At 63.5% G+C, this 12549-nt stretch carries 13 protein-coding genes; 5 read left to right on the top strand and 8 right to left on the bottom strand.

All coding sequences use genetic code 11. From position 1 onward, the window contains the following. Nucleotides 1-271 precede the first annotated feature (271 nt). Together D779_RS22275 and D779_RS13110 are read left to right on the top strand one after the other, a co-directional pair. Nucleotides 272-952, top strand: coding sequence for a hypothetical protein (locus tag D779_RS22275; RefSeq protein WP_157726399.1), 681 nt, complete (start codon nt 272-274; stop codon nt 950-952). 112 nt (nt 953-1064) lie between these two features. Continuing rightward, nucleotides 1065-1475 carry a VOC family protein gene (locus tag D779_RS13110; protein ID WP_043754734.1) on the top strand — a complete coding sequence of 137 codons (411 nt, stop codon included), beginning with the start codon at nt 1065-1067 and terminating at the stop codon, nt 1473-1475. Between the two features lie 165 nt (nt 1476-1640). Here D779_RS13110 and D779_RS21180 read toward each other — a convergent pair whose 3' ends face one another. The 5 genes from D779_RS21180 to D779_RS21175 form a co-directional block, all read right to left on the bottom strand. After that, entirely contained in the window at nt 1641-2483 is an 843-nt protein-coding gene (locus D779_RS21180) for an OmpA family protein (protein WP_052348118.1), read from the bottom strand. A 58-nt stretch (nt 2484-2541) separates the two neighbouring features. Next, the gene (locus tag D779_RS13100) at nt 2542-3513 is read right to left on the bottom strand and encodes an SLAC1 anion channel family protein (RefSeq protein ID WP_043754733.1); all 972 of its coding nucleotides are present in this window, start codon (nt 3511-3513) and stop codon (nt 2542-2544) included. Nucleotides 3514-3790: 277 nt separating this feature from the next. Further along, complete coding sequence (locus D779_RS13095) at nt 3791-3970, bottom strand: YgaP family membrane protein (protein ID WP_043754730.1); 180 nt, start codon at nt 3968-3970, stop codon at nt 3791-3793. A 117-nt stretch (nt 3971-4087) separates the two neighbouring features. Then, nucleotides 4088-4774, bottom strand: a complete 687-nt coding sequence (locus tag D779_RS13090) for a Crp/Fnr family transcriptional regulator (RefSeq protein ID WP_043754728.1) — start codon at nt 4772-4774, stop codon at nt 4088-4090. A gap of 43 nt (nt 4775-4817) precedes the next feature. Beyond that, a complete protein-coding gene (locus D779_RS21175) occupies nt 4818-5657 on the bottom strand; it encodes a hypothetical protein (RefSeq protein WP_052348117.1) in 840 nt (279 codons plus the stop codon). Between the two features lie 90 nt (nt 5658-5747). Here D779_RS21175 and D779_RS13080 point away from each other — a divergent pair, with 90 nt between their 5' ends. Next, a complete protein-coding gene (locus D779_RS13080) occupies nt 5748-7037 on the top strand; it encodes a dicarboxylate/amino acid:cation symporter (protein WP_043754726.1) in 1290 nt (429 codons plus the stop codon). Between the two features lie 76 nt (nt 7038-7113). On the opposite strand, the gene D779_RS13075 is transcribed toward D779_RS13080, so the two are convergent. Together D779_RS13075 and D779_RS13070 are read right to left on the bottom strand one after the other, a co-directional pair. Next, the gene (locus D779_RS13075) at nt 7114-7479 is read right to left on the bottom strand and encodes a 4a-hydroxytetrahydrobiopterin dehydratase (protein WP_043754724.1); all 366 of its coding nucleotides are present in this window, start codon (nt 7477-7479) and stop codon (nt 7114-7116) included. Between the two features lie 40 nt (nt 7480-7519). Further along, entirely contained in the window at nt 7520-8461 is a 942-nt protein-coding gene (locus D779_RS13070; RefSeq protein WP_043754722.1) for a CysB family HTH-type transcriptional regulator, read from the bottom strand. 123 nt (nt 8462-8584) lie between these two features. Between D779_RS13070 and D779_RS13065 the strand changes: the two genes are divergently transcribed. Both D779_RS13065 and D779_RS13060 read left to right on the top strand, forming a co-directional pair. Next, nucleotides 8585-10798 (top strand): VTT domain-containing protein, encoded by a 2214-nt coding sequence (locus tag D779_RS13065; protein ID WP_081763502.1) that lies wholly within the window; start codon nt 8585-8587, stop codon nt 10796-10798. Further along, nucleotides 10788-11564: an endonuclease/exonuclease/phosphatase family protein gene (locus D779_RS13060; RefSeq protein WP_043754719.1), complete on the top strand. Its 777-nt coding sequence runs from the start codon at nt 10788-10790 to the stop codon at nt 11562-11564. Before D779_RS13065 ends, D779_RS13060 begins: the two co-directional genes overlap by 11 nt. Here the strand turns inward: D779_RS13060 and D779_RS13055 are convergent. After that, nucleotides 11559-12302: a glycoside hydrolase family 19 protein gene (locus D779_RS13055; protein ID WP_043754717.1), complete on the bottom strand. Its 744-nt coding sequence runs from the start codon at nt 12300-12302 to the stop codon at nt 11559-11561. The two genes, D779_RS13060 and D779_RS13055, sit on opposite strands and share 6 nt — an antisense overlap. Nucleotides 12303-12549: the final 247 nt, after the last annotated feature.

The following is a 12549-nucleotide window of genomic DNA, read 5'->3' as shown; positions in this document are numbered from 1 at the left end:
TTCGTTCACAACGCTCGCGTACGCGGCAAAGGGCTGCTACCTGCTCTCCTGGGAACGTTGGTGGCGTAACTGTCCGGAATGCAGATTGAGCCATTGGCTTTACAGTGATCGGTCGCTCACCAGTCGATAGACAGGGAAAGCCATATCCGCTGTTGCATATGGCGCTATAAAATTTAACAAAGCTAGGCACGGCGAAGTATTTTTCGTTGCGGCTTCGTCTTCACTATAAGGTCGCGCGTGCTGGCGGCGTTAGCGTAATCAAGGAAAGAGAATGCAGATAGTCAAGCTAGAGAATTTGTATTCGGATTTTCGATTGCGTTGTTTTGACCTGACAAACAATGTTCAATGGGCAATTGATAGACTCGAGCGGGGTGAGGATCTTGGGGATTATGAGATAGCGGTTTTGGCAAGCGCTACTGAGGATGGCGAAATTATTAATTTGACCCGCAGATTAATAGTAAGGTACGGAGACTTGAGAAAGCTGGAACCAGATAAGGGTGAATTGGTAAGCCGCATATATCAGTGCTTTCCTGTGAATCCTATTCCACAAGCTATCACCGAGTATTTTGATAATGACCCTAGAGACTATGATGGGGAGGGCCAATCAGTAACGGACTTCTTTTTAAGCAAAGCATGGCCTGAAGTAAAACTCGACAATATCGGCGGCTATGTTCTCACGTATATGCGTGAAGGAGCATTGCTGTATTACTTGCCGTCATTCTTGATGTACGTTGTGACAGTTGATAAAGTATACAAGGATTTATTCGGGCGTATCTATTCGTTGTTTGGTCACGCAACAGATTGGGAAGCCCGAAAAGCGAGTAAGGTCGTTGATATGTTAGATTCTGAGAAGATATGCATTGTACGTCAGTCGTTAGAATACGGATCTGTAAAACAGGGCAATATCCCTAAATCAGAGCTGTGCCGTATAGCAAGTACTTTAATGTGCTAACAGGCGGCTCAAGGTGAGCGTATACTGCGTCGTTGAGTGCGTGAGTTAATTAAGTTAAGTCAGTGCTAAGCCTGAGCCTTCACGTTAGGTATAATCTGAAGTGGAGGAATTAATGGAAGTCAAGTGCATAGCCGGTTTTGCGTCAATCACCAAAGACCCGGAGGCAAGTGCATCGCTGTACCAGAAAATGCTGGGTCTGCCACTGGAGAAAATGGACGATTACCGCTTCATGGATAACTTTCCTGGGGCGAATCATTTTGGTGTATGGCCTCTTGCAATGGCAGCTCAGTCTTGTTTTGGGCGGGATGAATGGCCCGAGAATGTTCCAGAGCCGACAGCTACGATCGAGTTCGAGCTAGCGGATGCCGCTGCTGTCGAGGCGGCGGTGCAAGAAATGAAAGAGAGTGGACAGGAGTTCGTCCACGAAGCCCGTGTCGAACCATGGGGACAGACAGTGGCAAGGTTCATGAGCCCCGAGGGTGTATTGGTGGGACTGAGTTATGCGCCATGGCTCCATGACTGACCACCCAAACATGGCGTCAACGTGGACCGGCTTTTCGCTGGCGCTACAGAGAAAAGGGGATGTCTTTATTTCCCAGTAGCCGTTGCTAATCGAAACGGTGGCATTCAGCCAAGTGGATGCGGGTGATCCGCATACAACTTGGCGGAATATCGCGAGCGACAAACCTCAGGGCTGGGTCAGATAGATATCCACACGGCGATTCCGCGCGCGTCCCTCTTCGGTCTCGTTGGTGGCGATGGGGACGCCTTCGCCCAATCCCTCGGCCCGGATGCGGGTCTCCTCGATCCCGGATGCGGCCAGGAGCGTCTTGACCGCGAGGGCGCGCCGCTCGGAGAGTTCCAGGTTGCCTGTTGCACTGCCCTGGCTGTCGGTGTGGCCGCGCAGCAGGATCCGCACATCCGGGCGCTCGGAGAGCAGCTCGGCCACCTTGGCCAGGGTCGCCGGACGGCCGTCGGGCAGATCGGCCGAGCCCGGGGCGAAGCGCAGCTCGGACTCGGCGAGCGAGATCCGCAGTCCATCGGGCGTCTGGCGGGGCTCGAGCATGGCCAGCTCCTCTTCCAGGGACGCTGCGGGTGCGCTCTCTTCCTGGGCCTCGGGTCCCTCCTCGGTGGCCGGCCGACTGGCACGGACGAGATCGGCCAGTTCGGCCGCGAGACGTCGATGCGCGTTCTCGAAGGCGGCGGCCTGATCCCGTTCGAGCGAGACCAGTGACTCCTCGAGCCTGTCCATGCGCTGCCGGGTCGTCGCCATCTCCTGCTCCAGCTGCTCCTGGGCGCGCGCGAGCTCCGCTTCGGGGGCCGGTTCGGCGGTTGGCGAGACGGCCGCGTCGGTGGCGGGTGCTGTCTCGGCGGCCTTGGGTGTCGACGGCGCGGGCGATTCGGCCGTCTCGTCGTTCGGGATGTAGGCACCGACCGAATAGACGAACAGCAGACCGGCCGCGAAGCTCAGGGCCAGATAGCCGATGGCGAGACCCGATTTGGGGGACTGTTTGGGTTGGTTTTCGGACATGGCAGTCTCTCGGAATGAATGGGGCGACGGCAGGGGCGGGCGGCGTCTGGCCCTCGGCTCAATGATCGGGCGAGCAGATCCGGCGATTGCTTACCGCTTTCAGCGTGTTCGCGAGCAGGACCAGGATGATTCCGGTGAGCATGGTCAGCATGCCGACCCCGAGATAGCGGTAGAAGTCGCCACCGGTGCGCTCGAACATCAGCATGCTGGCGATGCTGAAGGCGGCCAGCGGGAAGGAATAGGCCCACCAGGAGAGGAAAAAACCGAGCTTGAGGAAACGCTGCACCTGGGTGAAGAGCAGCAGGGTCAGGAAGAAGGCGCTGTAGTAGAGCACGCGGGCGAAGGTGTCCAGCTCCTCCACCAGCCGCAGATAGGCGATGAAGCCGACCGCCGGCGGTGCGATGAGGATGAAGAGGGTCGGCATCAGGCGTTCCTCGATCGGCTGATGGAAGAGCACCCGGTTGAAGATGATGGTCATGAGGACCAGCCAGAACAGCATGCCGACGCTGAAGAAGAACCAGGACACCTCGGGATGGCCGAGCGGCACGCCGGCCACCGGCACCAGGACGTTACCGACCGCCGGGATGAACCAGGCCGGGTTCATATGGTGGACCTGGAAGTGATCGTGATGGATCCAGACGCTCACGACATAGAGGGTGAATATCAGGTGCAACGTGGCGCCGGCGGTCCAGAGCGCGGCACTCACCTGCTGCGCGAGCGGCAGGAAGGCGATGGCCAGCAGCAGCAGGCTGATCGAGATGGTCGGAAAGAAGTTGAGCTTGACCGGGTGCCTGAGCTCCTTGACGACGAACGCGCGGTACAGCGCCAGCTTGGTGGCGTAGAGGAACGCCAGGACCAGGAACAGGGTCGAGCTGAGTCCGACCAGCCAGGGGCTGATGCCCAGGTCGAGGTGCAGGATATGCTGGGCCTTCTCCCAGCCGATGGTCAGGCCGGTCAGGCCCATGACCATGGCGAAGAAGGAGATCGGAAAGTGTTGGATGCGCGAATGGGATTCTGTCGTCGTGGTCATGGGATCTCCAGGCGTGGATCGCCCGCGTGTCGGTCTTCGAGATGGGCCAGCGGCCTGGGGATGCGTCTGAAATCTCCGCGTCCGAGCGATTCGGTCCGCACGGCGTCCCCTGGAGTTGCCGCTTCGGTAGGGTCCGCTGTGCGGACCGGACCTTCGGCGTCAGGTTATCAGACGGTCCTTGAACGAGGGAGACTCGGCCGTCCCTGGCCGAGTCTGTTGCGTCCCTCCTCGGGGAGGGACCATGCTGCCAATGGCGCTGGCGATCCGGAGCGAAAGATTACTTTTTAGTGTTGAGACCGAGCGGCGTGTAGGCCGGGCACCAGCCGATCAGGCCGGTGGCGAGCGGGATCAGGCCGATGGCACCGAGCCAGTTCTGGGCGAAGAGGCCCCAGGCGGCGATGAGGATGCCGGCGACGATACGGATATTGCGGTCGAGCTTGCCGATGTTCTGGGTCATGGGTGAGTCTCCTGAGTTGCGCTGGCCCCTGGGGGCCGTTTCGTATGACGGTGGTAGGAGACTATCCAGCTCGGTTTTTCGGCTCAGTGACTTTGTCACTCAGGTTTGAATTTTTCCTCAGCCCTCGCGCGCGCGCCGCTCCAGCTCGGGAATGTCCAGCAGCTCGATGTGACCGCGGGTGATGCGCAGCAGGCCCTGTCCCTCCAGTCCCTTGAGGACGCGGCTGATGACCTCGCGCGAGGATCCGAGCTCTGCGGCCAGTGCCTGATGGGTCATGCGGATGTCGCGCCCGGGCGCGGCCTTGCGCATGCCCAGCAGCAGGGCGACGAGGCGTTGATCCAGACGCTGGAAGAGTACCGCGTCGAGAACGCCGAAGACCTCCTGGAGCCGTCCGGCGATCAGACCGAAGACGTATTCGCGCCAGGGCGTGGAGGTCCCCATCCATTGACGCACCTCGCTCGGCCGCACGACCAGTGCCTCGACCTGGGTCTCGCACTCGGCGATGGCGGGGAAGGGGCGTCCGCTGAGGATGCAGGAGGCCGTGACCACGCAGCTCTGGCCCGGCTCGACCCGGTAGAGCGTGATCTCGCGGCCGTTCTCGCCGAGCTTGTAGACGCGGCCGATACCCGAGAGCACCAGCGGCAGCGCGGCGCACTCGGATCCGTCCTGGCAGATGAGATGGCCCGCCGGCAGCCGCATCAGGGTTCCGCTGTCCAGGAGCGTGTCGCGGAAATCGGCCGATGCCGCGCGCAGGAAGGGGAAGGTGTCCAGGATGCGCCCGCGTTGAGTGGGATCGGTGATCATGGAGTCCGGTCCTGTCGTAAAGAGCCGCCAGCCGTCGCTTGCGTCAGTAGCGGTGGCCGCGGCGGTCGTTGCGCATCGCCCGGTCGGCCTCGAGGATCTGTCCGTCGCGGCAGCTCGGATGCGCGCCGGTGCGGCGGTCCGAGTGGTCGTAATGGACGACGCACCGGTCCTCGAACACGACCTCGGTTCCGCCGTGGCGTCCCGGCAGGATCTGCGGCGGCAGCTCGCGCTCGCGTCTGTGCGCGCGCAGATAGTCGGCGATCGTGTCGTCGGCATGTCGCATCTCGCGGGGGCCGCAGTCGCGATCGCGCCGGACGAGGTCTCCCCGGTCGTCATAGATGGCTCGGCAGCCGACGGGGACGCGCACCTCGATATCGCCCGAGGCGAGCCGTCTCACCCTGACCGAGTCGTCGCCGGGCCGTTGCGGGCGAGGTCCACGGTAGCGGAGGTCCACCACCTTGCGGTCGTCGACCTCGCAGTGCCAGGGATATTGCCTGTCGTCGACCTCGGTCTTGCCCTGGACCCTGTAATGCTTGTCGCCCGGTATCTGCACCGCATGGGCGTCGCGCAGATCCCTCAGGCCGTATTCGCTGCGCAACCGGCTCTCGCAGGCGCGAATGGCATCCTTGGTGTCGTAGGCCATGGCGGTCCCAGGGCCGGCGAGCGCCGCGGTGGTGAGGAGCAGAGTCGTCAGGCGTCGGATGAATGGGCGGCTGGTCATGGATTCGGTCACCCCTGTCTGTGGAGGAACATCCTGTTTAGTCGTCATCGCCGCCGAGGGCAAGTCCTGGATCTCCAGACTTTCGATCGGCAGCGATCCGGAATTCGGGCCGCTCGTCTCGGATGCGGCGTCATTGCCCGCCTGGTCACGATCTGACATCATCCAGCCGGACTCATTTCTTGGTGCGGTAATGGGTTTTTTCCCGCCAGGCCGGGCTGCCCGAATCCGCCGACGCAACCAGGGTAGCCGCAGATGTCTCTACTCAAGCTCAAACTCCACTGGCAGATCCTGATCGCCCTGGGTCTCGCCGTGCTGGTCGGACTGCTGGTCGGGCGTGACGCCGGACTCTTCGGGGTCAGCTTCTACGCGATCTTCGATTTCATCGGGAAGCTCTTCCTCAACGCGCTCAAGATGCTGATCGTCCCCCTGATCGTCTCCTCGATCATCGTCGGCGTGTCCGGTCTCGGGAGCTCGGACAGCCTCGGCCGTCTGGGCGGCAAGACCATCGGCTATTACGCCATGACCAGTTTCTTCGCCATCCTGGTCGGTCTCGTCATGGTGAACCTGATCCAGCCGGGCGTGGTGGACGGGGATCCCAAGGAAGTCTTCGGCTTCGATGCCGACGTCCAGGCGCTGGAGGACACGGTTGGGGGCAAGGACGGCGGCGACGTGGTCGAGGTCTTCCTGCGCATGATCCCCACCAATGTGGTGGCCGCCGCCGCGGCCGGTCAGATGCTGGGGCTCATCTTCTTCAGCCTGCTCTACGGCTACTTCATCACCCGTATCGCCGAGCATCACGCCAGGGCGCAGACGCAGTTCTTCGAGGGCATGTTCGAGGTCATGATGCGCATCACCGATCTCATCATGCGCTTCGCGCCCATCGGCGTCTTCGCCCTGGTCGCCAAGACGGTCGCCGATACCGGGCTCGAGGCCTTCGGACCGCTGGCGCTCTTCTTCTTTACCGTGGTGCTCGCCCTAGCCACCCATTTCCTGGTGGTCCTGCCGCTGCTGCTCTATTTCATCGGCGGGGTGAACCCGCTGCGTCACTACGCGGCCATGGGCTCGGCGCTGCTGACGGCCTTCTCGACCGCCTCCTCCTCGGCCACCCTGCCGATCACCATGGAATGCCTGGAGAAGAACGCCGGGGTCTCCAATCGCACGACCAGCTTCGTGCTGCCGCTCGGCGCGACGGTCAACATGGACGGCACCGCGCTCTACGAGTGCGTCGCCGCGCTCTTCATCGCCCAGGCCTACGGGCTGGATCTCACCTTCGGCACCCAGTTCATCGTGGTGATGCTGGCGCTGCTGACCTCGATCGGGGTCGCCGGCATCCCGGCCGCGAGTCTGGTCGCCATCTCCATCATCCTCGGCGCCATCGGACTGCCTCTGGAGGGCATCGGGCTCATCCTGGCCGTCGACCGCATCCTCGACATGATGCGCACCGCCGTGAACGTCTTCAGCGACTCCTGCGGGACCGTCATCATCGCCCGCAGCGAGGGCGAGACGCAGGTGCTGCAGTCGCCGCAGCCGCAGCCCGTTTGAACCGGACGTCGATCCCCGGCCGGAACGACCGGGGATCGGCGCGGCGGCAGGCGCCGTCGACTCGTCAGGGCGCGACTCAGTCGTACTCGAGATAGGCGTAGCGTGGGTCCTCGGGCGTGCCGTCCAGCGCGCTTTCGGCACCGGGTCGCCACATGAGGGTCTCTTCGATCCTGCCCGCCAGCTCGAAATCCTTGTCGGTGATTCCGTTGGCCGAATGGGTCGTCAGCGTCACGGTGACGGAGGCGTAGGATACCGCCAGATCGGGATGATGCCAGGCGGCCTCGGCCAGATGGCCCACCGCATTCACGACCATGAGGCTGGCCTTCCAGCCGCTGGTGCGGTACTCCCGGCACAGGCGCCCGTCCGCATGACGCCAGCGTGGCAGCTCGGTTTGCAGCCGTTTCTGAATCTCGGTCTCCGAATGGATGGTTTCGTCCGACATGCTGGGCTCCTCCTCGGGGGCGGTTGGATTGGCCTTCCGGTCAGATGGTGTATTCGCTGCCGCCCGCCTTCAATGCACGCTCGATCAGGCCGCGGGTCAGATGCGGTGCGAAGCGTTCGATGAAGTCGTAGGTATAGCCGCGCAGCCAGGCGTTGCGGCGCAGGCCCAGATGGGTGACGCTGGAGTCGAACAGATGTCCCGCGTCCACCATCCCCAGCCCGACGTCGAGACTCGCGTCGTAGGCCATGCGGGCGACGATCCCGATCCCCAACTCCATGCGCACATAGGTCTTGATGACGTCGGCGTCGAGCGCGGTGAGCACGACGCGGGGCTCCAGCCCATGGCTCTTAAAGGCGCGGTTGATCTGGTTGCGTCCCGTGAAGGCTGAGTCGTAGGTGACGATGGGCCAGCGCGCGACGGCCTCCAGGCCCAGCGGTGAAGCGGCGAGGATGGGGTGGCCGAGTGGCGCGATGATGCAGTGGTTCCATTCGTAGCAGGGCAGGCTCAGAAGCTTGGGGTAATCCCTGACCGATTCGGTGGCGATCACCAGGTCGGCCTGTCCCGAGACGACCAGATCGCAGACCTGCGAAGGGTTTCCCTGCTGCAGGCAGAGCGCAACCTGGGGATAGCGTTCGATGAAGGCCCGGATCACAGTCGGCAGCACGTAGCAGGCCTGGGTGTGGGTGGTGGCGATGCAGAGCCGGCCGCTCGACTCCTGGCTGAACTCGGCCCCGACCTGGCGCAGATTGTCCAGATCGCCCAGCATGCGCGCGGCGATCGCCAGCACCTCCCGTCCGGGTTCGGTGATGGCGACCAGACGCTTGCCCTGGCGGGTGAAGATGTCGACGCCCAATTCCTCTTCGAGCTGCCGGATCTGTTTGGAGATGCCCGGCTGCGAGGTGAAGAGGGCCTCGGCCGCCGCCGAGACGTTGAGCCCCTGGCGCGCGACCTCGTGGATGTATCTGAGCTGCTGCAGGTTCATGGCTGTCTCGATTGGCGGTGCCGGCGAGAGCGGCATATGCATCAATAGGTTGGAAGCTGGCGCCACTGAGCTGAGGGTCGGCTGCCTTTGAATATTCACCCCTCATCCTCAATATCGGTCCCCATGATTCAATCCACTACCCTTTCGGAGCGAGACGCGTCCGCCGACGAAGATGTGTCGCTCCGGGCGTTCGATTCACTGCTGGAGCCGGGACGCAACTGCTGGCGCCTGGAGCGTGCCGAGCGGCTGTCGGTGCTGGTCGACGGCGAGGCCTATTTCGACGTCGTGCGTCAGGCCATGATCCAGGCCCGTCGGCGCATCGCCATCGCCGGTTGGGACCTGCATAGCCAGGTGCGCCTGATTCGCGACGGGACCGACGACGGCCATCCGGTCCGTCTCGGCGAGCTGCTGTGCCATTTGCTGGACCGCAACCCGGATCTGGAGGTCTGCGTCCTGCTCTGGGACTATGCGCCCATCTATGCGCTGGAGCGCGAATCCCTCCTTCTCGGGGATCATCCCTGGGGCGAGCATCCGCGGATGCGGTTCGTCAAGGATGCCAGCCATCCGCCCCTCGCCAGCCAGCATCAGAAGCTCGTCGCCATCGACGGCCGCATCGCCTTCTGCGGCGGCTTCGATCTGAGCCAGTGGCGCTGGGACACCAATGCCCATCCGCCCGCGGACGCGCGCCGGGTCGATCCGGACGGCGAGCCCTATCAGCCGTTCCACGACCTGCAGATGCTGGTCGACGGGCCGGCGGCGACCGCCATCATGGATCTCTTCCAGGATCGGTGGCGCTGGGCGACCGGGGAGGTATTGGAGGCCGTGGCGCCATCTCCGGAGGAGCCGGATCCCTGGCCGCGCGACGTCGCGCCCATGCTCACGGATACGCGGGTCGGGATCGCCCGCACGCTGCCCGCCTACGAGGACCGCCCCGAATCGCGCGAGGTCGAGCGGCTCTATCTGGATATGATCGATCGGGCGCGGGATTTCATCTATATCGAGAACCAGTACCTCACCTCACGGTCGCTGGTCAGGGCGCTGTGCCGCTCGCTCCAGCGCCGGAAGGGGCCGCAGCTGGTCGTGATCCTGCCCCAGCGGACCGGTGCCTGGATCGAGCAGCACACCATGGACGTGCTGCGGGCGCGCATGCTGGAACGGATGCGCAGGGCCGACCGGCATGACCGGCTCGCCGTCTACTATCCCGACGTCCAGGGGCTGGACGACGGCTGTCTCATGGTTCACGCCAAGCTCATGATCGCGGACGATGCCGTGCTGAGGATCGGATCCTCCAATCTGAGCAACAGGTCCATGGGGCTCGACAGCGAATGCGATCTCTGTGTCGTCGCCGAGGATCCCGAGGAGGTCGGCGTCATTCGCGCCTTGCGTCAGCGTCTGCTCGGTATCTTCCTCTCGGTCGAGCCGGAGCGTCTCGATCGGGCCGAGCGCCAGGCGCGCGAGCGGGGCGAGGGGCTCCTCCAGGCGATCGAGCGGCTCCGGGAGCAGCCGTCGGCGCCGGATGCGGAGCCTCCGATCAGGCTCTCCAAGCTCGACGGCGAGGTGGATCCCGAATGGAACCGCCAGTTGCCGGACGAGCGCATCCTGGATCCCGACCGGCCGATCGACGGCGATCTGGTCACCCAGGTCGTGGTCGGCGGCGAGGCGCAGGCGCGGCATGCGCGCTGGCGTCTGGTGTTCGGTACCCTCCTGGTGACCCTCTTCGTCGCATTGGCGGCCGCCTGGCGCTGGACCGGGCTGGGGGACTGGCTGACCCCCGAATCCCTGGCGAGCCTGGTCCAGGGCCTGAGTCATGCCTATTGGGGTCCGCCGGTCGCCGTCGCGGCCTTCGTTCTGGCCGCCGTGCTCGCCGTTCCCGTGACCCTGCTGATTCTGGCATCGGTCCTGGTCTTCGGCTCTGTGACCGGGGCCGTGGTCGCACTGGCCGGCGCTACCCTCTCGGCCTATGTCAGCTATGGGATCGGCAGCTATCTCGGTCGCCCGGCGGTGGAGCGCATGTCCGGCGGCGGGCTGGGCCGGCTGAGTCGGCGCCTGGCCCGCTATGGGGTCCTGACCGTCGTGACCGTACGCATCGTCCCCGTGGCCCCCTTCGTCGTCATCAATCTCTTCGCCGGCGCCTCGCATCTGCGGCTGCGCGATTTCATGATCGGCACCGCGATCGGCATGACACCGGCCATTCTGGCCATGGCGATCTTCGCCGAGGGACTCATGTCGCTGATCGGAAAGGCCGATCTGCGCGCCGTGGCGCTGGTCTTCGTCGGCGTGCTGGCGATCGCCGGATTGACCTGGTACGGGAGGCGGATGCTCGCGGATGACCGATAGGGACGTGACCCTGAGTGTCGCGACCTACAACATCCATCGTTCGATGGGCGTGGACCGGCGTATCGACGATGGACGCATCCTGGACGTGATCCTGGGGCTGGATGCGGATCTGGTCGCCCTGCAGGAGGTCGAGACCCCGCTGAAGCCGGAGCCGGAATTCGTGTCGCTGATGCAGCGTCTGAGGCACCAGGGCTATCGGCCGGTGCCTGGGCCGACGGTTTCCTTCGAGCGCGCGACCTACGGCAACGTGCTCCTGAGCCGTCTGCCGATCCAGGGACGGCGCCATGTGGATCTGAGCTATCCGGGGCGCGAGCCGCGCGCTCTCATCGACGTATCGGTGGAGATGAAGGGCGCGGACATGAAGGAACCCCCGGCGGACTCGGTGGGATGCCCTCTGCGCTGTTTCGCGACCCATCTCGGCTTGAGCGCGGCCGAACGGCGCTGTCAGCTCGCCCGGATCTCGGAGCGGCTCTCGCGGCTCGAGCGGCGGGCGGAGGGCATGCATCCAACCATCCTGCTCGGCGATTTCAACGAATGGCGCCGGCATCCTCGACGTCTTGCGGTCATCGATGCATGGCTGCGTCCGGCGCCGATCCCTTCCACCTTTCCCGGTTGCCTCCCACTGCTCCCGCTCGACCGCATCTGGTACGGGGGCGGCCTGAGGCTGGAGCGCATCGAGGTGATCCGGACCAAGCTCACCCGAGTCGCCTCCGATCATCTGCCGTTGAAGGCGAGCCTCGTCTACCGGGGAGGATCCTCGCTATAGCCTGCTCAGATACTTTTTGGCGATGTTGGCGATGGTCTCCGCCTTGTCGGTCACGTTGATGCAGCGTCGCGCATTGATGAAATCGGTCCGGTCGCGGTCGATATAGTCCGAGATCTTACGGCCCGTGAAGGTCCCGGTCTTGAACCCGTGGACCAGGACGAAGAGGGCGATATTGGGGCGCATGGCGATATCCGGGTCGGCCACCAGATCGAGGCCGAGGATGCGCGAATATTTTTCGTAATTGGTCTTCCAGGTCAGCTGCACGAAGCCCCTGCCGTAGTAGGGGTAGTAGTGGAAGTGTGTCCTCCGCCATTCCTCGCTGCGCCAGAATGACTCGCGCACGGGCTCGAAGGTCTGAGCGGTTTCCCATTGGGTCGTCGCCAGGACATAGGCCACCTGGGTGTCGAGACCGATTCCCTGTGTCTTGCACTCCCATTTGATGGCCTCGATCGTTCCCGGTTTGCTGGTGAAGTCGTGGGTGCCGGTCTCCGCGAGCTTCGCCAGCTGGTCCGCCAGCATGCCGATGGATTCGAGGCCGATCAGCTCCGGATTGCCCGGAAAGACGTCGGTCTTGTACTCGGCCCAGGCATTGCGGGTCCTGGGGCCGATCAGACCGTCGATATCGCCCACCGGATAGCCCAGCAGGGCCAGACCGGTCTGCAGTTCCATCAACTGCGCCTCGGTCAGATCGGATAAAGGAACGGGACCGGAGACGGACAGGAGCTCTTTGAGTTTCATGGTGAGTTCCTCACATGATTTGCAGCAAGCGTTCCTAGGGACCGGCCTTGGCGGCTGGCGGAGAGAACAAATTGTGGACGATTGACCCCTCAGGGTCGTTGACCCAGCGCATGCACGCATCGATATGTTGCCGATTGGCGTGCTCGGCCTCTCATCGCGCAACGGCTGGAATCGTACGCAAACAACCATCGTCCTCGATGCCGGAACGCTTGCGAATCACGGCGCGCGAGGGAGGGGCTGCTTGGTC

It is taken from the genome of Imhoffiella purpurea, from assembly GCF_000585215.1.
Classification (GTDB): domain Bacteria; phylum Pseudomonadota; class Gammaproteobacteria; order Chromatiales; family Chromatiaceae; genus Imhoffiella; species Imhoffiella purpurea.
Note: the sequence above shows the minus strand (reverse complement) of the source record. Positions and strands in the feature narration are given on the sequence as shown.